The sequence below is a fragment of the Allofournierella sp. genome, assembly GCF_048388525.1.
In the GTDB taxonomy this organism is placed as follows: Bacteria; Bacillota; Clostridia; order Oscillospirales; family Ruminococcaceae; genus BQOK01.
In genome coordinates, this window is record NZ_DBGCTQ010000119.1 from 1 (window position 1) to 26,672 (window position 26,672).

Genomic DNA, 26,672 nt, shown 5'->3' on the forward strand with positions numbered 1-26,672 from the left:
CGGCCCCTGCAGCTGTTTCTGTGCCGCCGCCATGTAGATCGCGTTGTGCAAAAGCCCCAGCTGGTTGCGGTAGGGCGCAAACCCCCGCAGCGCCATCTCGCACACCGCCTCCAGCCGGATGGCGTCGCCGCCCAGCATCACCGCCTTCGCGTGCACCGTGTGGTAGAAAGGCTTGCCCTGGCGCAGAAAGCTCGCCGTGCCCGTCTCGCCGCTGCGCACCCATTCCGGGATCTCCGCGCTCCGCTCCAGGCAGGCGTTCAGGTAGGCGTCGCACAGCGCAAAGGTCGTGTTCAGCACGGGGTTGTTTTCCCGCAGCACCTCCTGGCGCAGCGGTTCCATCAGCTGCGGGCTCCGCTCGCCGGCCCCGCGCAGGATCTCCAGGCGGGCCAGCGCAAACTTTGCGCAGATCGCAAGGCAGGTCTGCCCCGCCGCCTTCGCCTTGTACATCGCCTTGTAGGCATACAGCTCCACACTGTCAAAATCGCCGGTCTCCAGCGCATATTCCGCCAAAGCCACCGAATCGCAGCCCGTGCCGCAGCCGTCGATGGACGCGGTCAGGCTTTCGCTGTGCCCGGCCAGATACTCCGCGGTGCGGCGCAGCGCCCCTTTTTCCCGGTAATAGCTGTACAGCAGGTGGGGCGAGCCAAAGGTGAATTCCTTGCGCCTGGTCACAATGCAGGAGCAGCCGCCGGAAAAATGCTCCACCGCCCTTTCGTTGTAGCGCACCATCTCCTCCAGGTCATTATAGGCGGTGAAGGTGCGCACCACGTTGATCTCGCCCAGCAAAAAGTTCTTATAGCCCTCGTTCAGCCGCGAGCTCTGCACATACTGCTCCATCCGGTCCAGCTCGTCCCGGCAGCGGCCCGGCGCGCCCGGCTCGGCCCCCATGGCCCGGATGCGGAGGTACTGCAAATACGCGATGGGGTATTTCAGGCATTGCTCCTGGGTGAGCCCGTCAAAAATGCGGTGGATCTGCCGGAACTGGGTAAACTGGATGTCCGGCGTATTCTCCCGGTTGAATTCCGCCAGAATGGCCTCCGCTTCCCCCGCCTGATACAGGTACTCAAACGCGCTGCCGTACTGGCGCTCGCGCAGCAGCCACTCGCCGGCGCGCTTATAAAGCCGCTTGAATTCAATGTTCAAAAACTTGGCCCGCAGGGTAAAAAACTCCTGCAGCAGGTTGCGGATCTTATAGCTTTTATCAAATTCATTGTACACCACAAAGGTGTTCTGCCTTATCAGCTCCTGCAGCACATGGGCCGCCTCCGGGTCGTCCAGCACATACAGCGCCATGGAAACGGTAAAGGTCTCCAAAAACGAAAGCTTGCACAGGATCTCCCGGGCTTTTTCGCTCAACGTGTTGTAAAGGTTCTGCTCAATGATATCGTTGATGGTGTCGCTTTTTCCCGGCGGCAGCCCGCGCTGCATCCCCTTCAGCAGCACATACACCATCGACACCCAGCCTTCCGTGTAGCCGTAGATCTTCTCCACGTCCTCGTCGGCCAGCTCGCAGCCCGCCGCGCTGAAATAGCGCTGTATCTCGTCGCGGCTGAATTTCAGCGATTTTTCGGTCAGGGTAAAGCAGAGCTGCTTTTGGTACAGGCCCGCCGCGTCCAGCTTGGACAGATCGCGCGTGATCAGCAGGATATGCAGGTTCCTGATGTGCTCCTGCACCACCAGCTTCACCAGCGCGAACACGCTGGGGTCGTTGATGGCGTGAAAGTCGTCCAGCACCAGCACGGTGGGGCGCTTGTATTCGTAATCGATCAAAAGATCCACCAGCTCGGCGCGCTTAAGCCCGTCGTAGGGGTAGCCCGCCTTTTTCAGGGTGTGGCGCAGCTCGCCGCTCTTGATGTTTTCCAGCAGATGGCCCCACAAATAATCCACCGAGCCGCCGCTGCCCGCCAGCGAAACCCACACCAGGTCGATCTGCTCCCGGTACTGGCTCAAAAATTGGCTCACGGCCGTTGTTTTTCCATAACCGATGGGCGCGTGCACGATGGAAAGCGGGTAGGAAAAAACGTTTTCCAGCTTTTGATTGATCCGTTTTCGGCTGAGCAGTTTCATTTTCGCCGGCAAAAAGCGCCCCTCCTTTGCAGCAATTTCGCTATTTTCATGCTGTAAACGCGGTTTTTTTCATATTAATTCATTATACCGCTCCACAAATCATTATTCAAGTTTTCACCTTTTGGCAATTCTTGCCCCTTCGCGCAAACAGGCCGCCGGGGCGGGGCTCCTGCCCCGCCCCGGCGGCCTGTAAAAAGCGCACCGTCCTGTGGTGTTTTCAATCCGGCCCGCAGGCCCCCTTGCGCCTGCCCGGCCCGCGGCGCCGCGGCTACTTCTGCAGCGCCGCGCTGCGCCCCGCAATGCGCCCAAAGGTCAGCGCGATGGAATGGCTCAGCCCGGGCACGGTCAGCGGGTAGTCCACCGAAAAGCGGTTGCCCTGCACATTGCCCGCCACGTACAGGCCGGGGATCGCCTTGCCCTCCGTGTCGTAGCAGCGGGCCTCCTCGTCGCTCTCCAGCCCTCCCATCACCGCGATCATCGTGGCGGGCACAAATTTTGCCGCGTAAAACGGGCCCTGCTCCACCGGGAACAGGCGCAGCGCCCGCTTGCCGTAGTCCAGGTCGCGCCCGGCGCGGCACAGCGCGTTGTAGCGCGCAAGGCTGGCCAGCGCCTGCTGCTTGGGCAGCCCGGTGAGCTCCACCAGCTCCTCCAGTGTGTCGGCGCGCAGCAGCTTGCCCGCCGCCACGGCCTTTTCCACCAGCCCCGGCGAGATATAATTGTCAATGGTGGAAAGCTTGCTGAACAGCGTGCCGTCCTCCAGTTCCTCGTCGGTCACCGAAAAACATACGGAACCGTGGTTGGGGTGCACCCGCTTCACCTGGCGGGGCCAGCCGCTGTCCACGAACTGCCAGGCCGTTTTGTCCGGCAGGCTCTCAATCTGGCTGCCGATCTGCTGGCCGGGAGCGTCCTCGTTCACAAAGCGCAGGCCGCGGGTGTTCAGCAGCACAAAGCCCGAAGCGCCGAACACGCTTCCCATGTGGTGGGCGCAGGGGGCGTGCGGGCTGTCCTGCAATTTTGCGCCCACCCACATGCCCATGCGGTGGCCGTCGCCGGTGTTGCAGGGCACGCGGTTTTTATCCCGCCCCAGCCACAGCTGGGGGGTATCCGCCATGCCGGGGCAAAACCGCCGCAGCATCGCGGCGTTGCTCATGTAATCGCCGGTGCTCAGCACCACGCCCTTTTTCGCGGCCGCCCGCAGGTAGCGCCCCGGTCCGGTCTCGGCCACAGCGCCCTGCACGCGGCCGTCCGCGCCGCGCAGAAGCTTTACCACCGGCGCGTCGCACAGGCACTGCACCCGCCCCGTTTCCATGGCCAGGCGCAGGTTCCCCCGGAACACCGGAATATGGGTGGGGCGCACCCAGGCGGTGGTCTGGTAGCACCGGAACCGCTCGGTGTTGTTTTCAAAGGTTTCGGGGCTCGGGCAGCGGCGGGGCTGCAGCCAGCACTCCGCGCCCTGGGGCGGCACCGAGGCCGTGGTCCTCATCACCGGAATGCCGGGGTACCCCTCCAGGTACCAGTCAAAGGCCTCTCCCGCCTCGTCCGCCCAGCGCCGCAGAATGCTCTGGCTCACCTTGTACGCCATATCCCGCATCAGATCGTTCACGATCTGCACCTTGTCCACCTCGCGCCGGCCCCACACCTCGGCCACGCGGCTGTCCATCACCGCAAAATCGCCCGAGCGGGCCTGGGGCGTTCCGCATTTTTCCAGCAGGATCACCGTGCTGCCCAGCTCGGCCGCGGCCCGCGCCGCAGCCACGCCCGCAAGGCCAGCGCCCACCACCACCACGTCGGCTTCCAGCGTTTTCTCAATTTGGCTCTCGCCGATTTCGGGCGGCGCGCCCAGCCATGCCTCTCCCTCGTAGATCGTTTTGTTCATCATAAACCTCCCTGCGGCCGCCGCGGGGGCCGGGCCGCCTTTTTTTGCTTTGCTGCAGCAATCCGGTCTCAACTCTTATGCTCCATTATAAAACGGCGCACACGCAATGCAACCTATCATTGCTGATAGTCTTTTCCGGCGCGCTTCCCCCTCACCCCGTTTCCTCCGGGCGGCTCCCGCCAGGCCGCCCATAACAAAGGGGCCGCGCCTTTCGGCGTGGCCCCTTTGTTATGGATTGATTTCAGGATACCTGCGGCAGGCCGCCCTCTTCCTGGGGGAACAGCTCTTCCTTGGGCACAAAATATACAAACTCGCGCCCGCTGAAGGTCAGCACACCGCGCTGCCCGGGCCGCAGCTGCCGCGCGATCTCACGGGGCACGGCAAAGCTCAGCTCCTGCCCGCGGGAAACAAAACACACCGCCGGGCCGGCCTCACCCGTCAGGCTCACCCGCTTCACGGCGGCCATCAGGCTCACCTCTCCCTTGGAGGTGCGGCGAACCTTCCGGCTCCACGCCCCCAGCAAAGTGAGCGCAGCGGCGCCCGCCAACAATCCCATCATGATCCACATCCACCGCATTTGTTTCCCCTCCTCTTTTGAATCGGCGTTTGTACTTATTAGACGATTGCCGCCATAGAATTATTTCACAAACCTGCAAAAAAAAGCAAAAAAACTTTTTTGGTTTTCCGCTCCGTTTTGCCAAAACATGCTACAATGAAAGCACAAAGCATAAAAAGCGCCCGCCTTCTGCGGGCCAAAAGGAGGTTTTCCCCATGAGCATCCACAACGAACCCCGGCACAAGGCCGCGCTGCTCGCCGCCATCCGCGAGCTGCTGGAGCACCGGGCGCTCTGGCTGTATCTTCTGTGCGACGAGGCGGAAAAGGCAGGCCTTCCCGCCGAGCAGTTCGCCCCCGCCGCCATCAAGCGCTGCGGGCTCTCCCAGGGCGCCGGCCTGGTAAAAAAGGGCGGCACCCCCAGCCTCATCGGGCTGCGCAGGACCCTGTTCAGCAAGGCGGCTCAGCTGGTGTTCGAAATGGATATCAAACGCTGCGACGACGACCATCTCGACATCGACTTTCATTACTGCCCGCTGGTCAAGGCCTGGCAGAAGGCCGGCTGTACCGACGAGCAGATCGCCAGGCTGTGCGACATTGCCATGTGCGGCGACCGCGGCATCGGCGAGAGCTATGGCTGCACCCTCGACCTGCCCAAGGCCATCGCCCGGGGCGACGAGATCTGCGCGCTGCGCTACCACCGGTAAGCGGCGCCTGGTTCCGCGGCTGCAAACAGCAAGCGCCCGGCGGGGATCTTTTCCCTGCCGGGCGCTTTTATGTGCCCTGTGCGTTCAATCGCTGAACAGCTTTTTCTTGTTGTGCATAAACACGCTGGTCACAATGCCCACGCTCAAATACATCATCAGCGCGCTGGTCCCGCCCGCCGAGAAAAAGGGCAGGGTCACGCCGATCACCGGCAGCACCGAGAGGTTCATGCCCAGGTTGATGATGATCTGCCAGCTGATGGCCGCAAACACGCCCACGCAGATGTAGGTCCCAATGTGGTCCTCGCTGCGCAGCCCGGTGGTCAGGGTGCGTATCGCAATCGTGAACAGGATCGCCAGCACAATCACACATCCCACAAAGCCCACGCACTCGGCCAGGTAGCTGAAAATAAAATCGTCCTGGGCGTTGATCACGGTGTAGTGGTCGCCCGTAAAAAATCCCCGGCCAAAGATCTGCCCCGACCCAATGGCCGTTTTCCCCCCCAGCTGCTGGCGTGCCAGGTCCAGATCGTAGGTGGGGTCGAACAGCACCATGATGCGGTCGAATTGGTAGCCCTTGAACACCTTGTCCGGGAAAAACGTCAGGATCACCGAAAGGCCCGTCACCCCCAGGGCAATGGCCGACAAAATATACTTCCACGCAAGCCCCGCCGCAAACAGCATCATGCAGCCGATGGTGGCGAACACAATGGCGGTGCCGTCGTCGCCCTGCACGTGCACCACCGCCACCGCCGCCAGGATGTGCAGCAGCAGCTTTGCCAGCGTTTTGGGCTCGTTGATGCGCTCCCGCACATTGTCAAGGTGCATGGCAAAGGTCAAAATAAAACTGATCTTTGCAAGCTCGGTGGGCTGCAAACTCAACGGGCCCATCCGGATCCAGCTGAAGTTGTCGGTGTTGCTGGGGGCATAGCCCAGGGTCACCGGCCCCAACTTCAAATGGGTCAGGGTCACAAGCACCATTCCCCACGAGAGGATCACGTGCACCGGCCAGATCTTTACCAGGGCGCGGTAATCAATGCAGGAAAGAACAATGGCGCACACCAGCCCCAGCAGGCTGGCCGCGGCCTGCACGAACGCGTTCCGGTAAGCACCCAGGCCGGTAACGCTTCCGTCAAAGGCGTCCACCGCAAACCCGCCGTTCTCCATGCCCAGCGAAACGAGGGTCACAACGCTCAGCACCGAGCAGCACACACACAGGCACAGATACAGCTTGTCGGTTGCCTTGATGTACTGCCTGATGATCTTGAACACAGCACGCCCCCCTTTCCCTTTCAGATTTTATTTATTATATCCCAGTTGCCTCCCGCTGGCAACTTTTTTGCGCAAATCCCCTCTGTTTTCTCCTCTTCCGGTTTTTGCATGCCGGGCCCCGGTGCGGTTGAACTTTTGTCGCAGCGGGGGTATAATTGTAATAATTGCGCAGGCGGTCCGCCCGTTTGGCGCGCCGGGGCCCGGCCCCAGCCTTTTTCCCTTGCATTTCAAATAAAAAAGGAGGTGCCGTGTCCATGGCGGTTTTCATCACCCACAGCCGGGCCGAAACGGTGGCCCTGGGCCGCAGGCTCGCGGCCGCGCTGCCGCCCGGCACGCTGGTGTGCTTCACCGGGGGCCTCGGCGCGGGCAAAACCGCTTTCACCGAGGGCCTGGCCGCGGGCCTTGGCTGCACCGACCCGGTGTCCAGCCCCACCTTTGCCATTGTAAACTACTACAGGGGCCCCCGGCCCCTGGCCCATTTCGATTTGTACCGCCTCTCCAGCGAGGAGGACCTTCTGGCCGCCGGCCTTTACGACTATCTGGACGAGGGCGCGGTGGTCGCCGCCGAGTGGAGCGAAAATTTTGCCGCCCTTTTGGCGGCGGAGCACCCGGTCACCGTGGATCTCCGGCCCTTGTCCGGGCAAACGCGCCAAATCACCATCGAGGGGGTGCAGCTATGACGATCTTCGGTCTCGACACCGCGGGCCGCACCGTGTCGGCCGCCCTCCTGCAGGAGGGGCAGCTCGTCTGCGAATCCTTTCTCAACACCGGCCTCACCCACAGCGAAACCCTGATGGGCCTGGTGGACGGTGCCTTGCGCTCGGCCGGTCTCGGCCCGGCTGATGTGGACGTGTGGGGGGTGTGCAGCGGTCCGGGCAGCTTTACCGGGCTGCGCATCGGCCTGGCGGCGGTAAAGGGCATGGCGTTCCCCACCGGCGCGCTGTGCGCGCCGGTCTCCACCCTGGAGGCGCTGGCGCACGGCTGCCCCGGCGGCGAGGGCACGGTCCTCACGGCCTTGGACGCGCGCCGCGGCCAGGTCTACTGGGCGGCGTTCGATCTGGCCCCCGGCCACGCGCGCCTTGCGCCGGACGCTGCGGCCCCCGTAACAAGCCTTGCGGCGTTTATCAAAAATTGCAAAAAGCCTCTGTTTTTTGTTGGTGACGGGGCCAAGCTATGCTATAATGAATACGGTCAAATTCCCGGCGTGCAGGCTCCACCCCCGGCACTGGGCCATGTGCGGGGGCTCGGCGTGTGCCTTGCCGCCGCGCGCATGCACGCCGCCGGCCAGTGCGTTTTGCCCGCGGCCCTTGTGCCCAGCTACCACCGGCTCAGCCAGGCCGAGCGCGAGCGCGCTGAGCGTGAAAAATCAAAAGGAGGCCCTCTATGACACCCCCCGTTGCCCTGGCCGCCGACCACGGCGGTTTTGAACTCAAAGAAGCGGTGCGCCTGCACCTGGAAGAAACCGGCGTCCCCTACCGGGACTTTGGCAGCTACACCGGCGAGCCCTGCGATTACCCGGACATGGCCCAGGCCGCCTGCCGCGCCGTAGTGGCCGGCGAATGCGGCAAGGCGCTGCTTTTCTGCGGCACCGGCGTGGGCATCTCCATGAGCGCCAACAAGATCCGGGGCATCCGTGCCTGCTGCTGCTCCGACGCCTTCAGCGCCGAATATACCCGCCGCCACAACGACGCAAACGCCCTGTGCATGGGCGGGCGCGTGGTGGGGCCGGGCCTCGGCATCTACCTGGCGGATCTGTTCCTGAACACCCCCTTTGAGGGCGGGCGGCACCAGCGCCGGGTGGATAAACTCATGGCCCTGGAGGGCACCTGAATTTCTGCCGACGGACGCACCCCCGTGCGTTTTTTAGGACCCCTGCAAAAAAGTTGAAGAGTTAGGAGCGGTTAGAATGAGCAAGAATCCCATGATCCTGGATCACCCACTGGTACAGCACAAGGTCAGCCACCTGCGCGACAAGAACACCGGCACCAAGGAATTCAAAGAGCTGGTAAGCGAGATCGCAATGCTGCTTTGCTACGAGGCCACCCGCGACCTGCCAACCGAGGAAGCGGAGGTGGAAACCCCCATCGCCGTTGCCAAAGCCCGCGTGCTGGCGGGCCGCAAGCTGGCCCTGGTGCCCATCCTGCGCGCTGGCCTCGGCATGGTGGACGGCATGCTCACCCTGCTTCCCGCCGCCAAGGTGGGCCACATCGGCCTTTACCGGGACGAAACCACTCTTGACCCTGTGGAATATTACTGCAAGCTCCCCGCCGACATCGCCGAGCGCGACGTGCTGGTGCTGGACCCCATGCTGGCCACCGGCGGCAGCGCCTGCGACGCCATCACCCAGATCAAAAAGCGCGGCGCCCGCAGCATCAAATTCCTGGGCATCATCGCCGCGCCGGAAGGCCTGGCAAAGCTGCACGAGATGCATCCCGATGTGGACATCTACGTGGCCGCGCTGGACGATCACCTGAATGAGAACGGCTATATCGTGCCGGGCCTTGGCGACGCGGGCGACCGCATCTTCGGCACCAAGTAAAAATCCGCCTCACTGGCAGCGAAAGGGGGCACGACCCGTGCGGCATCTCGCCAAAAGCCTGTTCATCAGCCTGGTGCTCACAGCGGGCGCCGGTTTTGCGCTGATGGTATTCCAGCGCTACTCCTTCTTTGACGACAAAATAAATCAGATCACCTTCTGGTGCATCGTCGCTCTGTTCGCGGCCATCTGGCTCGCTTTTCTGGCCGAGGCGTTCGAAACCCTGCGCCCGGCCGCAAGGCCGCCAAAAAAAGCCCGGCCCCGTCAGCAGCGGCCGGCAAAACCCAAAAAGAAAAGCGGCGAGCCCTCCGGCGCGGCGCTCGAGGCCCTGGCAGGGGCCGCCGCGCTGGACCAGGAAACCGGGCCGTTCCCCGAGCAGCAGGCAGCCTTTGCCGAGCCCGCCGCACAGCCCGCCCCGGCTGCGGCGCCTGCCCCAGAGCCCGCCGGGCCGGCTGCAAGTCCCTCCGGGCCCGCGGCTCCCGCGGGCGAAGCGGCGCCCCAGCCGGCTGAGCCGGCAAGCGCTCCACAGGCCGGGCCGGCAAGCGCGCCCGAGGCCATCCCCGAACCCGAATCCCGGCCCGCGGCAGCACCGGCCTCCAACAAGGCCGCCGGCAGCCATGCCGGGCCGCCGGAAAAACAGGCGGCCCCCAGGCGCGCCCGGGCCGGCCACAGCCCGCAGCCGGCGCCCGCCTGTGAACCCGGCGCTGTGGCAGCCCAATCCCCTGTCCCTGCGCGGGCTCCGGCCCCCAGCCCCCAGCCCGCGCAGCCCAGCGCCCCGCCAAAGTCCCCGGCCCCCTCCGGCGCCGCCTCCCCCGAGCCGTCGCCCTGGGTAAAATCCGGGCCGGATATCCCTCCCAAAAAACCCGGGCAAGCACCGCCCGCCGAGCCCGAGCGGCCCCGGCCCCAGCGTCTCACTGCCGCCCAGCGGGCCGCCCAGCAGCAAAAGGCACAGGAGGAAAAGCTGCGGCAGCTGCAGGCGGCCGCCCAGCAAAAGCTGGCCGAGCGGGCCCGCAAGCTGGCCCAGGAGCAGGCCCGCCAGCAGCAAAAGCTGGACGAATTAAAGGCCGCGGCCGCGGCAAAAAAGCCGCCTGCAAAACCCGGCTGGAAGCCGGACGGCAAAACTTGACCCGCACAAAAGGGGGCCGCAGAGCCGCGGCACTCCTATTACAATGGCACAGCAACAGGTTCCTCTTGGGGTGCTCTTGCAATCAGCTAAACAAACAAATCAGTAATATAAAAGAGTGTCTATGTCATTTAAAACATAGACACTCTTTAATTTTTCATTCCTAAAATCCATTCAACTGAAACTTTTAATACTTTGGAAAACACAGGCAATTCATAATCTGGAATAAACCTTGTGCCTATCTCAATTCTGCTAATGCTATCGCGTTCAATAGTGATACCCTCAACTTGCATTTGAGCCGCAAGGTCGGCTTGAGACATTTTCAATTTTTGCCTGGCTTCTCTGATACGGTCGCCAGATATATTCTTGCGGCCATTATAGCTATAGATTTTCACTGCATCACCCATCCCGTGTGTTAAAGGCACTCATTTTTCTTGACTTTAGCACAGGAAAAATGTATGATTATGTTAAAGATCAGAATCATAAAAATTTTGTCCGTTTTGGGTGGATAAAATACAGTATGGGAATAGGAGAGATAAACAATGGTCAAATCAACAGGCATCACCAGAAAAGTGGACGATCTGGGGCGGGTGGTACTTCCGATTGAGACAAGGCGAGCTTTTGATATAGATGAAAAAGACAGCGTTGAAATCCTGGTCGACAGGGATAACGGGCACATTATCTTAAAGAAAGCAACCAAGATGTGCCTGAAATGCGGAGCAACAGAGGGGTTGAAAGAACTCAAGCCAGGCTGCTATCTTTGTGATGCCTGCATTAAAGAATTAAAATAGGGCAATAGGCAAGATGAAAAGAGAGTGTAACTCAAAAGGGTTACACTCTCTTTTTTATCGATGAATAAATCTACATTGGATTTCTTTAAAAGCCATTGACACGCAATGGTTTTGGCGGTACAATAAGAAACATAAGTTGCGCAACAATAGTTTTTTTAAAACGGAGAGAGAAAAATGCCGCCTAAATTCAAGTTCACAAGAGAACAAATCATAACTGCCGCTTTGGATATTACAAGAAAGAATGGAATTGCGGAATTAACAGCACGAGGGCTGGCGGCAGAGCTTGGCTCCTCAGCAAAACCTATTTTTGGCCTGTTCAAAAACATGGAGGAAGTACAAAACGAGGTTATAGCCGCCGCAAATATGCTGTATCAGTCCCATATCCAAAAAGGCATGGCAACCAGCAAATACCCGCCTTATAAAGCAAGCGGCATAGCGTATATTCAGTTTGCAATGGAAGAAAAGGAACTGTTCAAGCTGCTTTTTATGCGTGACAGGACCGGCGAAAAGATAGAAGAAAACCGTGAAGAAATTCGTCCGATATTAAACATTATCATGAAAAACCTGGGCATTTGTGAAGATGAAGCTTTTCTTTTTCACATGGAATCATGGCTTTATGTTCACGGCATTGCAACAATGATCGCGACAAATTACCTTGAATGGGATATTGAATTTATCGACAAAGCTCTTACCGACGCTTATTGGGGGTTGAAGTACCGTTATACAGGGGGAAAATAAAATGCATGCAATTAAAACAGAAGGGCTTACAAAAAAATACAAAGGCCTCACAGCCGTAAACAAACTTGACCTTTGCATTTCACAGGGCGAATTGTTTGCCCTGCTTGGCGTAAACGGGGCAGGAAAAACAACTGCGATAAAAATGCTCACCTGCCTCACAAAGCCGGATAGCGGCAATGCTTTTGTGAACGGGAACAGCATCCTTTCCAAGGCCGGTGCGGTGAAAAATATCATTGGCGTATCTCCGCAGGAAACCGCTGTCGCCCCCAATTTAAGTGTAAAGGAAAATCTTGAGCTGATGTGCGGCGTCCACGATTTTTCAAAGGAAAAAAGGCAATCTAAAATCAAAGAGCTCTCGGAACAATTTGATTTAACCGATATTCTGGGCAAAAAAGCGGGGAAATTATCGGGCGGCTGGCAGCGCAGATTAAGCATTGCAATGGCTCTGATCAGTGAGCCGCAGGTACTTTTTCTCGACGAGCCCACCTTAGGGCTCGACGTCCTCGCAAGAAGCGATCTGTGGGATACCATTCGTGCATTAAAGGGAAAGATAACCATCGTTTTGACAACGCATTATATGGAAGAAGCCGAAGCTCTTGCCGGCCGTATCGGCATTATGAAAGCCGGCAAGCTCCTTGCCCTGGGCACAGCAGACGAAATAAAAGCAAAAGCAGGAAAAGAAAAATTCGAGGACGCTTTTGTTGCAATCGTAAAGGGGGGCAAAGAAGAATGAGATTGCTTGCATTTTCAGGCAGAACAGCGAAAGAGATCCTGCGCGACCCGCTGAATCTGTTTTTTGGTTTGGGATTTCCTCTTGTTCTGATTGGGCTGCTGACTGCCATTCAGTCCAATATCCCTGTGCCGATCTTCGAGCTTGCTCATCTAACGCCCGGCGTAACGGTATTTGGCTTATCTTTTATGACTTTGTTTGCTGCTGTTCTCATTTCAAAAGACAGGGAAAGTGCATTGCTGCAAAGGCTCTATACTACCCCGCTTACTGCAGCAGATTTTATTTTCGGTTACACCCTCCCGCTTTTACCAATGGCGGCAGCACAGGGAACCATTTGCTATATTGCCGCGGCCCTGCTTGGTTTGGAACTAAAAATCACAGCTTTGTATGCAGTCCTGGTTATGATTCCCGTGGCATTATTTTACATTGCTTTAGGGCTTATCTTTGGAAGTGTTTTAAATTCCAAACAAGTCGGCGGTATCTGCGGCGCATTGCTTACCAATTTGTCTGCCTGGCTGTCGGGCATTTGGTTTGATGTGGATCTTGTAGGCGGTGCTTTTGAAAAAATTGCAAATGCTTTGCCTTACATTCATGCTGTCGAATTGGAACGGGCTGTCTTTAATGCCGATTATTCAAATATCCTGCCCCACCTTTGGTGGGTACTCGGTTACACGGCTGTTGCCGTTATGGGTGCTGTTTTTCTGTTTTTACGGCAGATGAAAAAGCAATAGGGCAAACCGCCAATACCGCGAAGGGGGCGGTATAAACGCAGCAAAAGGGCCAGGCGCAAAAACGCGGAGCCGATCCCCCATGAGAATTACACGCATGGTGACCGGCTCTTTTTGCTGCCGTTGCCCGGCTTTCAGCCCAGCTCGAACAGGGCTTTTTCATAGCCCTGCACATAATACCTCAGGTTCTTTCTGCCCCTTTGCACAACGGTGTGCCCCTCGGCCTCCAGTTTTTCTTTTTGGGCTTCTGCCCCGCCCGGGTATTTGGGGTTCAGCTCGCCGCCTGCCTTCAGCGTTCGCCAATAAGGCGTTCGGTCCGCGGCCCGCTGCTCGCTCGCCCAGGCCGCGATCGACACAAAGATCCCCGCCGTGATCGGGTCGGTAAAATGCGCGCCGCCGCGTTCGGCCAAAAAGGCCCGGATCGCCCCCACCGTCAAAACCTTTCCGCGCGGCACCTTTTTCATGATCTCATCGTAGGCCAGGGGCGGCGCGAAGAACATCTTCTCCCCGCCGTACTTCTCAATCGTGGCCCGGTCGGTCACGATCTGTATTTTGGGCATTCCCGCATCTCTGTGAAGCATCGCGTTAAAATCCTTTTTTTCTTCGCCTGCCATATCGGTCACCTCCTCTTAACAGCATACCCTCCCCGGGGCCTTCATGCAATGAGGCGGTTTTAAAAATCCTTGCTTTTTTTGAACTATTTTGGGATCCGCCAAAAATAGTTCAAAAAAAAGCTTGACATTGACGCTGCGTCAACCTGTATCATAAATCTTGCGGAAAGGAGGCAGGCACTGTGGAATACGGCATCCGGCAATTGGCGGCCCTGGCGGGGGTGAGCGCGCGCACCCTGCGCTATTACGACCAGATCGGCCTGTTGCCCCCCGCCCGGGTGGGGGAAAACGGCTACCGCTATTACGGTCCCGCGCAGGTGGACCTGCTGCAGCAGATCCTTTTTTACCGGCAGCGGGGCTTTGAGCTGGAGGCGGTCCGGGCGCTGGTCTACCAGCCCGGGTTCGACCGGCTGGCCGCCCTGCAGGAACATCTGGCCCGCCTCACCGCCCAGCGGGACGGGCTGGACGCTCTGATCCGCACCGTGAACAACACCATCGCATCCATGAAAGGGGAGATCGAAATGAGCGACGAACAAAAATTTGCCGCCTTTAAGCAGAACCTGGTGGCGCAAAATGAGGCCCAATACGGCGCCGAGGTCCGGGCCAAATACGGCGAGCCGGCGGCGGATTCCGCAAACCAAACGCTTTTGAACATGACCGAGGCGGAATACCGGCATTTTAAAGAGCTGGAAGAGAATATCCTGCAATCGCTCCGGCAGGCCGTCGCCGCGGGGGCGGACCCCGCCGGCGAGGCCGGCCGGGCCGTGGCGGCCCTGCACGCCGAGTGGCTGCGCATGAGCTGGCACAAATACCAGCCCGCCATGCACCTGGGCGTAGCCGATATGTACCTGGCCGACGAGCGCTTCACCGCCTATTACGACGGCGAGTGCCCCGGCTGCGCCGAATTTTTGAACAAGGCCGTGCACCACTGGGTCAAGGCCGAATAACGTGCGAGGGGCCGGTGCAAGCTGCACCGGCCCCTCCGCGTATTATTTCCCGTTTCTCGCACACCCGGTCTTCCCGCTTTTTGTGCCCGTTCAGGGTCTTGTCTCCACCTCTTCCCAAAACAGCATCCCCAGCGCCAGCGCAAGGCCGCCGCAGGCCACCAGCACCGACCACTGCCCCAGCGGCGGCGCCAGCAGCGCGCTGGCGGCCGCACCGGCAATAAAAGCCGCGATCACCCCGTAATACCGCAGGCTGCGGTGCAGCAGCTCTGGGTCTCTTTGGCAAAAATAGCGGTAGAGCAGCTCGGTTCCGCTGCGCAGGTTGCCTGTGCACATGGTGGTGGCGTATGCCTGGCCGTGCACCCGGCGAAAGCTTTCCACCTGCAAGGCGCACACAAACGAAACTCCCACATTCACTGCCATATCCCAGCCGCCCCCCAGCGGCGCAAAGGCGGCCGCCACCAGCAGGCCCAGCTCCCCCAGCAGCGCTTTCTGCCGCCAGTGCAGCCGGCTCTTTTCCGGCCGCGCCTTTCCGCGGCTGCGCATCTGCTCCGCCACCAGCACCCCGGCAAAAAACGCCAGGATGGGCGGCAGGTATTTCAGCGCGGCAGCCCACTGCCCCGCCGCCAGGTTCACCCCCAGCAGCACCATGTTGCCGGTCTCTGCATTGGCGAACACATGCCCCCTGCACAGGTAGGTATAGGCATCCAGGTATCCGCCCGCCGCCGCCAGCACCAGCCCCACCCGCAGCGCTTCGCTGGTCTGCACGGTGGCGCGCTGCGTTTCCTTCATCCTTCCCTCTCCCCTCGCAAACACGTGCGGTGCGCCGCACTTTTTCCGCCTTCTAGTTTACACGCTCGTCGGGTATTTTGCAAGGCAAGCGCCCCTTTGCGTGTCTTTGGCAGCGTTATTCGCGGATGCGTTTTTCCTTTCTGAGCCGCCGCATTTTTCTCTCCACCCGCACAAAGCCGTATCCCAGCAGCGCCGAGATCACCAGCATAAAGGCCCCGCAGCCCACATTCATCGGCATGTGCATGGCAAGACCGAACCATAAATTCCACACGCACCACACAAGGGCGATCACGGTAAGGGCCAAAAGCAGGGTTCGGACCGGCCGCAGCAGCCCGATCTGCGAGTCCAGGTCCGAAAACAGCTCAAAGGGGCCGTCCGCCGCCTTTTTGCGCAGGTACACCCAGCGATTCGCGCTGGCCACGTGCTCCGCCCCCGTCTCTTCCAAAAAGCGCAGGTACTGCACGCTCTCGGTATGGCCCGGCCGGTTTTGCAAAAGCTGCAGGCGGTAGATATATTCACCGGGCGTTCCCTCCTGAAACGAGTAACGCCCCAGACCCACCCCGGTCATCGCAAGGCCCATGGCCGCCATTTTGTTCAGCCACGCCTCCTCCTTGTCATACTCCCATACCCAAAACAATTTGTGGACCGTTCTGGTCATTTTTCCCACCCTTTCGTGATCCTTTCCCCGTTTTGCAGCAGCTCCCGCAGCCGCTCCATCTCCGTGCGCACCGCCTGCCGCCCCAGGGGTGTGATCTTGTACTCCTTTTTGCGGCTGCTCGCCTCGCTGCCCAGTGCCTCGATCCAGTGCCGCTCCAGCAGGGTGGTAAGCGCGCCGTACAGCGTTCCCGCCGCCAGGTGCAGCCTGCCGCCGCTCAGCTTTTCGGTGTTCTGCATGATCCCGTAGCCGTGCAGGGGCTTTTCCAGCGAGAGCAAAATGTAATACACCGCCTCGGTGAGCGCAAAATTTTCCATTTGCCCGCCTTCTTTCCTTTCACATTATATCCATACACGTTATAACGTGTTCCGATATGGATATTATAACGGATCCCGATATACCCGTCAACCTTTTTTCATCTTCCCAAAAAGTGCCTGTAACCGCGCCCACAACAAAAACGCTCCCGGAAAAGCTTTTCCGGGAGCGTTTTATAAGTGATCTTAAAAGTTTGCTTACTTTGCCAGGCGGGCTTCCAGGCCGGCCAGCTGCTTGCGCAGCTCGGCGGGAACGCGCTCGCCGATCTGGTCGTACAGCTCTTGCACGCCCTTGCAGTCTTCCAGCCACAAAGCACTGTCCACCGTGAGCAGGTCCTTCACGGTGTCCACAGTCACGCCCTCGCCCTCCAGGCCGGTCACGTCAATGTCCTCGGCCTTGGGCAGGTAGCCGATGGCGGTCTCCACCGCATCCACCTTGCCCTCGCAGCGGTTCAGGATCCACATCAGCACGCGCATGTTGTCGCCGAAGCCCGGCCAGATAAAGTGGCCTTCGTCGTCGGTGCGGAACCAGTTCACGTTGAAGATCTTGGGGGCCTTGTCGCCCAGCTTTTTGCCCATGTCCAGCCAGTGGCTGAAGTAATCGCCCATGTTGTAGCCGCAGAAAGGCCGCATGGCCATGGGGTCACGGCGCACCACGCCCACGGCGCCGGTGGCGGCGGCGGTGGTCTCACTGGCCATCGCGCTGCCCACATACACGCCGTGGTTCCAGTCAAAGCTCTGGTACACCAGCGGCGCGGTCTTGGCACGGCGGCCGCCAAAGACCATGGCGGTCACGGGCACGCCGTTCGGGTTATCGAATTCCTTGGACAGGCAGGGGCAGTTCACGGCAGGCGCGGTAAACCGGCTGTTGGGATGCGCCAGCTTGCCGCCCCCGGCAATATACTCGGGGCCGTTCACCTTGTTGCCGGTCCACTCCACCGCGTTCACGGGCGGGTTTTTGTCCAGGCCTTCCCACCACACGGTGTTGTTGTCCAGGTTGTGGGCCACGTTGGTGAAAATGGTGTTCTTCTTGGTGGAGGCCAGGGCGTTGTAGTTGCTCTTCTCGTTGGTGCCGGGCGCCACGCCGAAGAAGCCGGCCTCCGGGTTGATGGCGTACAGGCGGCCGTCCTCACCGATGTGCATCCAGGCGATGTCGTCGCCCACGGTCCACACCTTGTAGCCCTGCTGGGCATACACTTCCGGCGGGATGAGCATGGCCAGGTTGGTCTTGCCGCAGGCCGAGGGGAACGCCGCGGTGATGTAGCTGGTCTCGCCATTCGGGGCCTCGATGCCCAGGATCAGCATGTGCTCGGCCATCCAGCCTTCCTTGAAGCCCTGGTAGCTGGCAATGCGCAGCGCAAAGCACTTTTTGCCCAGCAGCACGTTGCCGCCGTAGGCCGAATTGATGGACCAGATGGTGTTCTCTTCGGGGAACTGCACGATGTAGCGGTTCTCCTCGTCCACGTCGGCTTTGGAGTGCAGGCCGCGCACAAAGTCGTTGGAATCGCCCAGCTGATCCAGGGCCTTCTGGCCCATGCGGGTCATAATGTCCATATTCAGCACCACATAGATGCTGTCGGTCAGCTCAACGCCCACCTTGCTGAACGGGCTGCCGATGGGGCCCATGCAGTAGGGAATCACATACATGGTGCGGCCCTTCATCACGCCATCGTACATGGGGGTGAGCTTGGCCTTCATCTCGCTCGTTTCCATCCAGTTGTTGATGGGCGCCGCGTCGTCCCGGTTCTTGGTGCAGATGTAGGTGCGGCCCTCCACGCGGGCCACGTCGTTTTTCTTGGTGCGGTGCAGCAGGCAGCCGGGCAGTTCCTCCTGGTTCAGCGCTTCCATCTCGCCGGTCGAGAGCGCCTCGTCCCGCAGGGCCTTCAGCTGCTCCTCGCTGCCGTCGATCCAGACCACCTTGTCGGGTTTGACCAGGGCGACCATCTCGTCCAGCCAGGTCAACACATGCTTGTTGTTTGTCATGTCTTTCACCTTTCCTCTCGCAAAATTCCAAGGGCAAAATCCTTCGTTGCCCACCCCTCGGCAGGCGGCTGTAAAGTTTGCCATTTGCATTCATTATAATTCTTTGGCTGAAAAACGGCAATCTGTTTGCACTCAAAAAAAGCAAAAGTGCAAAAGTTTTACGTTTCGTTCACAGGATCGTTTATTTTTTGCCAATCCCTTGTCCATTCTGTCAAATCCAGGCTTTCGCTCTTGTGCAATTTACCCGCAGGCCCAAAATTGCACAGTCTGTTTTACCCGGCGCGGCACACGTTTTGTCCATCTTCTTTGCGGCAGCCCCGCGCTTCAGGGCAGGGCCGGCTTTTGGGTGTAGCTCTGCCCGCACGGCTGCGGCACGCGGCGGCACAGCGCCGCCAGATCCGCCGCCGCTGCGTGGGCCGCCGCCACAGCAGCGCAGGCCGTGCTCTTTTTTTCCAGCCGCGCCAGCGAGGCGTCGGCAGGCAGGGCAGCCCCCCGCAGCAGCTCCAGCCCCCGCTCACTGGCCCCCAGCACCTGCAGGTAGGGGGGCACGGGCGGCAGATCCGATGTATAGCCCAGCGCCGCGTCCAGCACATACCGCCGCAGCCGGGCGTGGGCGTAGCGCTTACTCTTCATCGCCGCATACAGCCCCTCCAGGCTGCTGCTGCGCCGCACCGCGCCCGCCAGCAGGTGTTCCAGCCCCTCGCCGGTCCCCCTTGTTTTGGCAAGCCCGGCGGGCGTCATGGCGCGCAGGCGGCTCAGCACCGCCGCCTCAAACGCCCGGCGGTCCAGGTCCAGCCCCGCGCCGGCCGCCTCTTTGTAAAGCGCCAGCGCAGCGGCGGGCACATAGGGCGCCAGTGCCGCCGGGCCGCGCTCCTCCCATAGCGCCCGCAGGTGGCTGGCGCTGGCAAAGCCGCCCTCCCCCGGCCCCGGCTGCCCGTGGGCCGCCCCCACACGGGCCAGCGGCAGTGGCGCAAGGCGGCTGCCCTGGCGCAGCAGCGCCTTGCAGTATTCCACCCCCAGGTTATTGTTTGGGCCCTCCAGCAGCGCCCCCGCGCCGGGGCAAAGCGCCTCGGCTGCCTCGGCGCGGGCCGCCGCAAAGGGCCGACCCCCACGCAGGGCGCCGGCCAGCGCCTCGCTGAACCCGGGGCGCAGCAGCGCCCGGGCCGCGGCCAGCAGCGCGCCGGCGTCCGGCGTCTCCGCGCCGAACACCAGGGTATCCAGCTCCGGCACAGCGCTCAGCAGCGCCACCCCCGCCGCGGCAAAGCCCTCCGCCGAAAGGCAGGCATAGGGGTTCGGCAGCGCCAGCACCAGATCCGCTCCCGCGGCCAGCGCCGCCCGGGCGCGCACCGCCGGGGGCAGCAGGGCCGCGCCGCCCCGCTGTGTCACATCCCCGCTCATGCACACCGCCACGGCCTGCGCGCCCAATTCCCTGGCGCGGGCGATCTGCCAGGCATGCCCCGCGTGGAACGGGTCGTATTCTGCCACGATACCGGCAGCTTTCATGCTTTTTTGCCCCCTTTTGCCTTGAAAACCAAGTGGTTCCATTATATAATAATCGTTGGACATTGTAAAACTCATGGTGCGGAGCCGTCCGCCGTGCCTTTAAAACAGTTTTGGGAGGAAAAAACACATGAAAATCCTGGTCATCAATTGCGGTTCTTCTTCGCTGAAGTACCAGCTCATCGACATGACCGACGAGAGCGTGCTGTGCAAGGGCCTGTGCGAGCGCATCGGCATCGAGGGCAGCAGGATCACCCACAAGGCAAAGGGCAGCGAGTGGAGCGAGGAGACCCCCTTCCCCACCCACACCGAGGCCTTCATGAAGGTCGTGGACATGATGACCACCGGCGAGGGCGCCGTGGTCAGCGACAAAAGCGAGATCGGCGCCATCGGCCACCGCATCGTGCAGGGCGCCGAGTTCTTTACCAAAAGCGAGATCGTGACCGACGCCATCATCGACAAGATCGAGGAGATCGCTCCCCTGGCCCCGGTGCACAACCTCGCCCACGTGCAGGGCCTGCGCAGCGCCAAAAAGGTATTTGGCGACCTGCCCAACGTGGTCGTGTTCGACACCACCTTCCACCAGACCATGCCCCCCAAAGCCTATATGTACGGCGTGCCCTACGAGATGTACGAAAAATATGCCATCCGCCGCTACGGCGCCCACGGCACCAGCCACCGGTACGTGAGCATGGCCGCCGCCCAGTACCTGGGCAAGGACCCCTCCGAGCTGAAGATGGTCACCTGCCACCTGGGCAACGGCAGCAGCATCACCGCTGTCGACGGCGGCAGATGCGTGGATACCAGCATGGGCCTGACCCCGCTGGCCGGCGTGCTGATGGGCACCCGCTGCGGCGATGTGGATCCCAGCGTGGTCACTTACATGGAGCAGAAAATGGGCATCCACGGCCAGGAGATGGCCGATTACCTGAATAAGCAGTGCGGCCTGCTGGGCGTTTCCGGCGTTTCCAGCGACAAGCGGGACGTGGAGGCTGCAGCAGCAGCCGGCAACGAGCGCGCCAAGCTTGCCAGCGACATGCTGAACTACCAGATCAAAAAATTCGTGGGCGCTTATGCGGCGGCCATGGGGGGCCTTGATTGCGTGGTGTTCACCGGCGGCATCGGCGAGAACGACGCCTATGTGCGCAGCGAGGTGTGCCGGAACATGGAGTTCCTGGGCATCCGGCTGGACGAGGAAAAGAACCGGCAGCGCGGCGCCGACATCCTGGACCTCACCGCCGGGGGCGGCCGGGTAAAGGTGCTCATGGTCTGCACCAACGAGGAGCTCATGATTGCCCGCGACACCCTGGGCCTGGTCACCGGCAAATGATCCTTTTTTAAAACTTCCGCACGGCGCGGCGCCCCGGTCTCACCCCGGGGCGCCGCGCTTTTTGCTGCAGCGCGAAGCGCTTTTTCTTTTCCCTTTGTTAAAAACGCTGGGCTTTCGCCCCATTTCTTGTTCCTTTTGCCGCTGGAAAAGCCGCCGGGCAGGTGGTATGCTGAGAGCAGATAATGTTTCCGTTGGAAACAATTTGTGCAGCCATCATCAAAAAGGAGGAATTTCTCATGAAGGCAAAAAAGCGCAGCGTTTTCTGGTTTTGCCTCGCCCTGGTGCTCTGCCTTGCGGGCGCGCTGGGGGCCGGGCTGATACAGAGCAGCTTCGGCGCAGTGCAAGTCACCGACGTTGTCCTGGAAACCGACACCGGCCGGCTGACCGGCTATCTGCTGGTGCCCAAAAACGCCACCGCGGCAACCCCCGCTCCGGCCATTGTCACCAGCCACGGTTACCTTAACACCCGCGAAATGCAGGATCTGAACTATGTGGAGCTCAGCCGCCGGGGCTATGTGGTGTTTGCCATGAACGCTTACGGCCACGGCGATTCCTCGGTGGCCGCCGAGGGTCGGGGCAGCGAGATCAGCCGGGCTACCGGCGGCATGACCGACGCGGTGGAGTACCTGGCCGCCCTGAACTTTGTCGATGCCTCGCGCATCGGCGTTACCGGCCACTCCATGGGCGGCGGCTATGCGGACGCCACCGCAGCCTACTACACCGGCCTGGAACGGCAGGCGCTGGCCTCGGGCGCAGCGCCCGAAGATGCGGCCGCGCAAAACAAGGTGGCGGCCGCGCTCATCATCGGCAACGTGCCCGCCGGGCTTGCCGAGGCCGGGCCCTATCACGCCGAGTTGGGGGTGATCGCCGGCCGGTACGATGAGTTTTTCATTGTGACCCTGCACGATTCGGTGGTGCAGATCTTCCAAAACCCCATCACCAAACAGCTCGCGGCCCTGCAGCAGGGCACGGATCCGGTGCAGGGGGCCCTGGTGGAGGGCCAGAGGTATGCCAACGCCGACACCGGCTATGGCATCACCTTCTGGTCGCCCTGGCAGATCCATCCCTGGAACCACTTCTCCCGCATCACCTGCGCCCACACCATCGACTTTTTTGAGGCGGCGCTGGGCGCGCCCACGCCTCTGCCCGCTTCAAACCAGCTTTGGTGGCTCAAAGAGCTGTTTAACGCTTTGGGCCTTGCGGGCTTTTTCCTGCTCATGGTCCCCTTGGCCGATCTGCTGCTCTCCACCCGCTTTTTCGGCGGGCTGCGGGCAGCGGATCCCGCGCCCGAGCTGCAGCTCACGGCCAAGGGCCGTTACCTCGGCACCTCCCTCGCCAACAGCCTTTTGGGGGGCGTGCTTATTCTTCCGCTCATCGCCGTGGGCTACCTGCTGCTGGTGAACCCCTTCTGGCCGCAGGACACCACCGCCGGCATCGGCCTGTGGGGCGTAGGCTGCGGCCTTGTGAGCCTTTTGCTTCTGCGGCTGGGCGGCACCCGCTTCGTGCGCGACAGCGAGGGCTGCGGCACACGCCTCAGCGCCCAAAAGCTGGGCAAGACCCTGCTGCTGGCCCTGGCGGTGACGGCCGGCATGTTCCTGACCGTATTCGCGGCCGACTGGCTGTTCCAGACCGATTTCCGCCTCTGGACCTTCGCCGTGCGCACCTTTTCTGCCGGCAAGGTATGGGTGGCGCTGAAGTATCTGCCCCTCTTCCTGGTATTTTATCTTGCCAACAGTCTTGCGGTCAGCCGCAGCCGCTTCTCGGGCTGGAGCGAGCGCCGCCAGATCCTGGTGAGCGCCGGGTGGAACATCTTGGGCCCGGTGCTGTTCATCGCTCTGCAATACCTGCCGCTCTTCATCAACGGCAAGACCTTCTTCGGCACCTTTCTCAGCGGGCCCTTGGCCTCCGGCGGCGCGCTGTTCCCCATTCTGGTATTCCCCTTTGTGCCCATTCTGGCCATTGCGGCGGCCACCGGCGTTAAACTGTACCGGCGGACCGGCAGCATTTATTTGGGGGGCATCCTGAACGCGCTGGTCGTGACCATGGTCACGGTGGCCGGCACCTCTTTTACCTATCCCTACTGAGATGAAGCTGGAATGGATGGGCCCCTACCGCCCCCTTGTGGAGGAATACATCAAAGCCGCCAACCGCTACGCCCGCCGCTACCGCCGCCCCGGCTTTACCTGGCAGGGCCTGCCGGTCAGCGCCGCCTCGATCCAGGTGCTGGAATATATCCTGGAAAACGAGGATTTGAATCAGCCCATGACCCGCCTGGCCGAGCGCCTGGGGGTCACCCGGGGGGCGTTCAGCAAGATCGTGGCGCAGCTCTGCGCGCAGGGCCTGGTGGAGAAGCGGCGCCCGGCGGCCAGCGGCCGTGAATACCGGCTGTCGCTCACTGAAAAGGGCCGCGGGCTTTACGCCGCCTACAGCAGCTTTATCCGGGAAGCCCTGTTCGACGCCGTCTTCGCCGAACTGCGCGTCCTCCCGCCCGAGGCGCTGGGGGCCAGCCTCCGGGTGCTGCGGCTCATCAACGCCTCGCAGGCGTGAGCTTCCTTTCGCCGCAAAGGTCATGCCGGGGTCCCGGCACAACACAAAGAACAGCGCTCCCTGCCGGCCTTTCCTGGCACGGCAGGGAGCGCTGCTTTTTGTGGATGCTTTTTCACCCCTCGCCCAGGCAGCGCGCTGCCAGCGCCTCCACCTTTGCCGGGGACAGGATCTCGTTCGTCACAAACTTTCCGTTCCAAAAAAGGCTGTACGCCGTAAACGGGGCCGGCGCGCTCTGCGCGTCTTCGGTGCGCTCAAACCGGCGCAGCTCCAGCTCCATCCCCCGCGCCCGGGCGGTCTCCCGGGCCAGCAGCGCATACTTTTCCGCATGGGGGCACTGGTTTGAATAATACAGCACGAGCCCCTGTTCCGGGATCTCGCCCCGCCGGGCACAGTCCTTGAACCGGGGAATGGGCGCGTTCTGTTCAAACGGAAGATACAGCAGCTCATAAAAAGGCGCGGCCGTATCCGCAAGCTGGAACCCCTTGTGCCGCAGGTACCCGGGTTCCGATAGGAACGGCCGTTTTTTGTCCGCTGCGAGCACGGTGAGCCCCCGCATACCCTCAGCCCTTGCGTCGCGCACGCATTCCTCCAGCAGCCGGTTTGCCCAGCCCTGGCCTTTAAATTGGCCCGACACCCAAAAACAATCGATGTGCATATAGCCCGGCGCGTCGATGGGGCACCAGGCCGCCTCGGCGGGCAGGTACTCAATGAACACCTTCCCCCGCACATCAAGCTTTTTAAACCTCAGCCCTTCGGCAAAGCGCTCCCGCATCCAGTCCTTTTTTCCCGCGGCGCAGCGCTCCCCCTTTTTTTCCGTGATGGCGCAGCAGATATGCTCCCGCTCCAGGTTTTCCGGCCCCACTGCAATGATCTCCATTCGCTCGTTCCCCTTTCGTCCGGTTTGCTTTTCCTTATCATAACACCCGTAACCAGACAGGGGGGTGTCCTGTTCTGCAGCAGAGCCGGCACAAATCCTGCCGTGCGCGGGCCTGCCGGGCCAAGCGCATTCTCCCGTCTCTCGGCGGCCGCCCCCGCTTTATCCTTTCCGGCCTGCGGTCAATACGTCCCGCGCCTCGGCGTGCTGGCCAAACCAGCGGCGGGCATAGCTGCAGGTCACCACCGCCCTGCGGCCGGTGGTGCGCAGCGCGGCGCACACCTGTTCCAGCAGCTGGCCCGCCACCCCCTTGCCCCGCAGCGCGGGGTCCACAAACACATGGTCGATGTTCACCACCCCCGGCCGCAGCGGCGGAAAGGTCACCTCCGCCAGCAATGTTCCTTCCTGCCAGTATTCGGCGCGTTCCTCCTTTATCACAAACGGCATCCTTCTCATCCCCTCTTTCTGTTTCTCCGTTTAGTATGCCGCAAAAGCGGGCCCCGGCTCACCGCCGGGGCCCGCTTCGAATTTCAGCTCTTTCTCTGTGAAAAAGTTGGTCAGTACCGCACCTCGCCGTCGTGGGCCAGCAGGTTCACGCTCTCCACCCCCGGCAGCGCAGCGCAGGCGCTCACCAAAGCCGCGCCGTTGTCGGTGCGCAGCTCCACGATCAGGTCCAGCCCCTGGGCCGTCAGGTTGCGGCTCTTCACCCGGCTGGCCCTGGCATGGGCGCGCAGCAGTTCGGCCAGCGCCGGTTCAAGCTCCTTGTCGGTGCTGTTCAGCACCAATAAGTACGGCGGTTTTGCCGCGGGCACAAGGTCCAGCAGGAACAACAGGGCCGTCACCACCGCGCTGGCAATGATCGCGATCTCGTACAGGCGCGCGCCGCACACAATGCCCACGCTGATGCTCCAGAACAGGAACAACAGATCCATGGGATCCTTCACCGCGTTGCGGAAGCGCACAATCGACAAAGCGCCCACCATGCCCAGGCTGATCACAATACTGCTCTGCATGGCCAGCACAATCGCCGCCGTAACCACTGGCATCAGGGCCAGGGTCTTGTTGAAATCCCGGCTGTAAAACGCGCTGCGGCTGGAAAGCCGGTAGATATAATAGATATACAGCGCCAGCAGGGTGGTGATGCCCAGGGTCACCAGCACCGCCACGGTGCCGATATCGCTCTGCACAAAGCCCTCCAGCACGCTCTTTTTAATCACATCTCTAAAACTCATATTCCTTTGCCCTTTCCGCCAGGGGCCCGGGCAGGGCCAGCCGGCTGAGATAGTATTTGGAAAACGCCGTCTGCTGCAAACTTCCCAGCTCCAGCACCTGGGCCACCGGGTCGGGCAGCAGCTCGTCGAACTTCACTTCCAGCACATGCTGCCCCGCGGGCAGCACCGGCGTCAGGGGCGCACGGGGCTGTAAAAACGCGCTCACCGCATTGCTGGCGGCAATGTTCCGGTCAAAGGTGATACGCACATTTCCCACCCTGCCCACAAAGGCGGTGCGCTCGTATTCCACGATCACCTTGGGCGCAAGGCCCGCGGTGCGCATGCCCAGGCTCAAAAGGTTTTTGGGTGCCGGGGTATCGGCGCCCACCGCGGGCGGCCGCCCCGCCAGGATTTCCTCACATTCCTCCCGCGTCAGCAGGCAGGAGGCTTTGTGTGTGCGGCCGTGCAGCTTTTCCTTCACTTCCAGCTGAACGCGGCCGGGATCTGCATTGTACAGCCGCAGCCGGAACTTGCGCCGGTCGTCCACGCCGGCCTCGTTCTCCCGCAGGCAGCTGTTCTGAAAATCATCAAAGTACAGGCTGCGGATCGCATAGGCCGCCCCGGTCTGGTGCTTGTCCAGCGGCAGCAGAACCTTCAGCCGGGCGCCCAGCACCGCCAGCTCGCCGCCGGTCACAAGATATTTCCACTCATTGCGGTAATACATTAAACGCGCTCCGATCCGGCGGGGTGTAGTTCGCCATATACTCATCCAGATACGCCAGCCGGTCCTCCA

At 61.1% G+C, this 26,672-nt stretch carries 29 protein-coding genes; 14 read left to right on the forward strand and 15 right to left on the reverse strand.

The annotated features are described in order from the left end of the window. The 3 genes from ACMLHZ_RS14375 to ACMLHZ_RS14385 form a co-directional block, all read right to left on the reverse strand. Positions 1-2,079 (reverse strand): AAA family ATPase (locus tag ACMLHZ_RS14375; protein ID WP_418668356.1); only part of this gene is annotated, 2,079 nt, incomplete at its 3' end. Positions 2,080-2,335: 256 nt separating this feature from the next. After that, positions 2,336-3,943, reverse strand: coding sequence for an FAD-dependent oxidoreductase (locus ACMLHZ_RS14380; protein WP_418668357.1), 1,608 nt, complete (start codon positions 3,941-3,943; stop codon positions 2,336-2,338). Positions 3,944-4,184: 241 nt separating this feature from the next. Continuing rightward, on the reverse strand, positions 4,185-4,520 hold the full coding sequence (locus tag ACMLHZ_RS14385; RefSeq protein WP_177563645.1) for a hypothetical protein: 336 nt from the start codon (positions 4,518-4,520) through the stop codon (positions 4,185-4,187). A 194-nt stretch (positions 4,521-4,714) separates the two neighbouring features. On the opposite strand from ACMLHZ_RS14385, the gene ACMLHZ_RS14390 reads away from it, so the two are divergent. Continuing rightward, positions 4,715-5,203: an L-2-amino-thiazoline-4-carboxylic acid hydrolase gene (locus ACMLHZ_RS14390; RefSeq protein WP_418668358.1), complete on the forward strand. Its 489-nt coding sequence runs from the start codon at positions 4,715-4,717 to the stop codon at positions 5,201-5,203. An 84-nt stretch (positions 5,204-5,287) separates the two neighbouring features. On the opposite strand, the gene ACMLHZ_RS14395 is transcribed toward ACMLHZ_RS14390, so the two are convergent. Further along, positions 5,288-6,472, reverse strand: coding sequence for an FtsW/RodA/SpoVE family cell cycle protein (locus ACMLHZ_RS14395; RefSeq protein WP_418668359.1), 1,185 nt, complete (start codon positions 6,470-6,472; stop codon positions 5,288-5,290). A gap of 254 nt (positions 6,473-6,726) precedes the next feature. Here ACMLHZ_RS14395 and tsaE point away from each other — a divergent pair, with 254 nt between their 5' ends. The 5 genes from tsaE (at position 6,727) to ACMLHZ_RS14420 (ending at position 10,134) form a co-directional block, all read left to right on the forward strand. Further along, positions 6,727-7,152 (forward strand): tRNA (adenosine(37)-N6)-threonylcarbamoyltransferase complex ATPase subunit type 1 TsaE, encoded by a 426-nt coding sequence (gene tsaE / locus ACMLHZ_RS14400; RefSeq protein ID WP_418668360.1) that lies wholly within the window; start codon positions 6,727-6,729, stop codon positions 7,150-7,152. Beyond that, positions 7,149-7,859 carry a tRNA (adenosine(37)-N6)-threonylcarbamoyltransferase complex dimerization subunit type 1 TsaB gene (tsaB, locus tag ACMLHZ_RS14405; RefSeq protein ID WP_418668361.1) on the forward strand — a complete coding sequence of 237 codons (711 nt, stop codon included), beginning with the start codon at positions 7,149-7,151 and terminating at the stop codon, positions 7,857-7,859. Before tsaE ends, tsaB begins: the two co-directional genes overlap by 4 nt. Next, positions 7,856-8,302, forward strand: coding sequence for a ribose 5-phosphate isomerase B (gene rpiB / locus ACMLHZ_RS14410; protein ID WP_418668362.1), 447 nt, complete (start codon positions 7,856-7,858; stop codon positions 8,300-8,302). The genes tsaB and rpiB overlap by 4 nt, the downstream gene beginning before the upstream one ends. Before the next feature lie 76 nt (positions 8,303-8,378). Further along, entirely contained in the window at positions 8,379-9,011 is a 633-nt protein-coding gene (gene upp, locus ACMLHZ_RS14415; RefSeq protein ID WP_418668363.1) for a uracil phosphoribosyltransferase, read from the forward strand. Between the two features lie 37 nt (positions 9,012-9,048). Continuing rightward, a complete protein-coding gene (locus ACMLHZ_RS14420) occupies positions 9,049-10,134 on the forward strand; it encodes a hypothetical protein (protein WP_418668364.1) in 1,086 nt (361 codons plus the stop codon). A 146-nt stretch (positions 10,135-10,280) separates the two neighbouring features. Here the strand turns inward: ACMLHZ_RS14420 and ACMLHZ_RS14425 are convergent, their stop codons facing one another. Next, positions 10,281-10,526 carry a helix-turn-helix domain-containing protein gene (locus ACMLHZ_RS14425; protein WP_418668365.1) on the reverse strand — a complete coding sequence of 82 codons (246 nt, stop codon included), beginning with the start codon at positions 10,524-10,526 and terminating at the stop codon, positions 10,281-10,283. Between the two features lie 147 nt (positions 10,527-10,673). Here ACMLHZ_RS14425 and ACMLHZ_RS14430 point away from each other — a divergent pair, with 147 nt between their 5' ends. The 4 genes from ACMLHZ_RS14430 to ACMLHZ_RS14445 all read left to right on the forward strand — a co-directional run bounded on the left by ACMLHZ_RS14430 (position 10,674) and on the right by ACMLHZ_RS14445 (position 13,121). Continuing rightward, positions 10,674-10,922 carry an AbrB/MazE/SpoVT family DNA-binding domain-containing protein gene (locus ACMLHZ_RS14430; protein ID WP_418668366.1) on the forward strand — a complete coding sequence of 83 codons (249 nt, stop codon included), beginning with the start codon at positions 10,674-10,676 and terminating at the stop codon, positions 10,920-10,922. Positions 10,923-11,096: 174 nt separating this feature from the next. After that, entirely contained in the window at positions 11,097-11,660 is a 564-nt protein-coding gene (locus tag ACMLHZ_RS14435) for a TetR/AcrR family transcriptional regulator (RefSeq protein ID WP_418668367.1), read from the forward strand. Position 11,661: 1 nt separating this feature from the next. Further along, positions 11,662-12,393, forward strand: a complete 732-nt coding sequence (locus ACMLHZ_RS14440) for an ABC transporter ATP-binding protein (protein WP_418668368.1) — start codon at positions 11,662-11,664, stop codon at positions 12,391-12,393. Next, positions 12,390-13,121, forward strand: a complete 732-nt coding sequence (locus ACMLHZ_RS14445; protein ID WP_418668369.1) for an ABC transporter permease — start codon at positions 12,390-12,392, stop codon at positions 13,119-13,121. Before ACMLHZ_RS14440 ends, ACMLHZ_RS14445 begins: the two co-directional genes overlap by 4 nt. A 131-nt stretch (positions 13,122-13,252) precedes the next feature. On the opposite strand, the gene ACMLHZ_RS14450 is transcribed toward ACMLHZ_RS14445, so the two are convergent. After that, positions 13,253-13,732 carry an MGMT family protein gene (locus ACMLHZ_RS14450; protein WP_418668370.1) on the reverse strand — a complete coding sequence of 160 codons (480 nt, stop codon included), beginning with the start codon at positions 13,730-13,732 and terminating at the stop codon, positions 13,253-13,255. 179 nt (positions 13,733-13,911) lie between these two features. On the opposite strand from ACMLHZ_RS14450, the gene ACMLHZ_RS14455 reads away from it, so the two are divergent. After that, complete coding sequence (locus ACMLHZ_RS14455) at positions 13,912-14,676, forward strand: MerR family transcriptional regulator (RefSeq protein WP_418668371.1); 765 nt, start codon at positions 13,912-13,914, stop codon at positions 14,674-14,676. 90 nt (positions 14,677-14,766) lie between these two features. Here the strand turns inward: ACMLHZ_RS14455 and ACMLHZ_RS14460 are convergent, their stop codons facing one another. From ACMLHZ_RS14460 to ACMLHZ_RS14480, 5 genes are all read right to left on the reverse strand, one after another. Next, complete coding sequence (locus ACMLHZ_RS14460; RefSeq protein WP_418668372.1) at positions 14,767-15,465, reverse strand: YoaK family protein; 699 nt, start codon at positions 15,463-15,465, stop codon at positions 14,767-14,769. Positions 15,466-15,580: 115 nt separating this feature from the next. Further along, positions 15,581-16,123 carry a DUF2812 domain-containing protein gene (locus ACMLHZ_RS14465; RefSeq protein WP_418668373.1) on the reverse strand — a complete coding sequence of 181 codons (543 nt, stop codon included), beginning with the start codon at positions 16,121-16,123 and terminating at the stop codon, positions 15,581-15,583. Continuing rightward, complete coding sequence (locus ACMLHZ_RS14470) at positions 16,120-16,437, reverse strand: PadR family transcriptional regulator (protein WP_418668374.1); 318 nt, start codon at positions 16,435-16,437, stop codon at positions 16,120-16,122. The genes ACMLHZ_RS14465 and ACMLHZ_RS14470 overlap by 4 nt, the downstream gene beginning before the upstream one ends. A gap of 195 nt (positions 16,438-16,632) precedes the next feature. Further along, entirely contained in the window at positions 16,633-18,417 is a 1,785-nt protein-coding gene (locus ACMLHZ_RS14475; protein ID WP_418668375.1) for a phosphoenolpyruvate carboxykinase (GTP), read from the reverse strand. 324 nt (positions 18,418-18,741) lie between these two features. Continuing rightward, positions 18,742-19,920, reverse strand: coding sequence for a nucleotidyltransferase family protein (locus ACMLHZ_RS14480; protein ID WP_418668376.1), 1,179 nt, complete (start codon positions 19,918-19,920; stop codon positions 18,742-18,744). 127 nt (positions 19,921-20,047) lie between these two features. On the opposite strand from ACMLHZ_RS14480, the gene ACMLHZ_RS14485 reads away from it, so the two are divergent. From ACMLHZ_RS14485 to ACMLHZ_RS14495, 3 genes are all read left to right on the forward strand, one after another. Then, the gene (locus tag ACMLHZ_RS14485) at positions 20,048-21,247 is read left to right on the forward strand and encodes an acetate/propionate family kinase (protein ID WP_418668377.1); all 1,200 of its coding nucleotides are present in this window, start codon (positions 20,048-20,050) and stop codon (positions 21,245-21,247) included. Between the two features lie 236 nt (positions 21,248-21,483). Next, a complete protein-coding gene (locus ACMLHZ_RS14490) occupies positions 21,484-23,331 on the forward strand; it encodes an alpha/beta hydrolase (protein WP_418668378.1) in 1,848 nt (615 codons plus the stop codon). A 16-nt stretch (positions 23,332-23,347) separates the two neighbouring features. Beyond that, positions 23,348-23,794, forward strand: a complete 447-nt coding sequence (locus ACMLHZ_RS14495; RefSeq protein ID WP_418668379.1) for a MarR family winged helix-turn-helix transcriptional regulator — start codon at positions 23,348-23,350, stop codon at positions 23,792-23,794. A 112-nt stretch (positions 23,795-23,906) separates the two neighbouring features. Here the strand turns inward: ACMLHZ_RS14495 and ACMLHZ_RS14500 are convergent, their stop codons facing one another. The 4 genes from ACMLHZ_RS14500 to ACMLHZ_RS14515 form a co-directional block, all read right to left on the reverse strand. Next, positions 23,907-24,671, reverse strand: coding sequence for a GNAT family N-acetyltransferase (locus ACMLHZ_RS14500; RefSeq protein WP_418668380.1), 765 nt, complete (start codon positions 24,669-24,671; stop codon positions 23,907-23,909). A 159-nt stretch (positions 24,672-24,830) separates the two neighbouring features. Beyond that, positions 24,831-25,115: a GNAT family N-acetyltransferase gene (locus ACMLHZ_RS14505; protein WP_418668381.1), complete on the reverse strand. Its 285-nt coding sequence runs from the start codon at positions 25,113-25,115 to the stop codon at positions 24,831-24,833. Between the two features lie 110 nt (positions 25,116-25,225). Then, complete coding sequence (locus tag ACMLHZ_RS14510; protein WP_418668382.1) at positions 25,226-25,900, reverse strand: DUF4956 domain-containing protein; 675 nt, start codon at positions 25,898-25,900, stop codon at positions 25,226-25,228. Next, positions 25,890-26,603 (reverse strand): polyphosphate polymerase domain-containing protein, encoded by a 714-nt coding sequence (locus ACMLHZ_RS14515; protein ID WP_418668383.1) that lies wholly within the window; start codon positions 26,601-26,603, stop codon positions 25,890-25,892. The genes ACMLHZ_RS14510 and ACMLHZ_RS14515 overlap by 11 nt, the downstream gene beginning before the upstream one ends. Between the last annotated feature and the right edge of the window lie 69 nt (positions 26,604-26,672).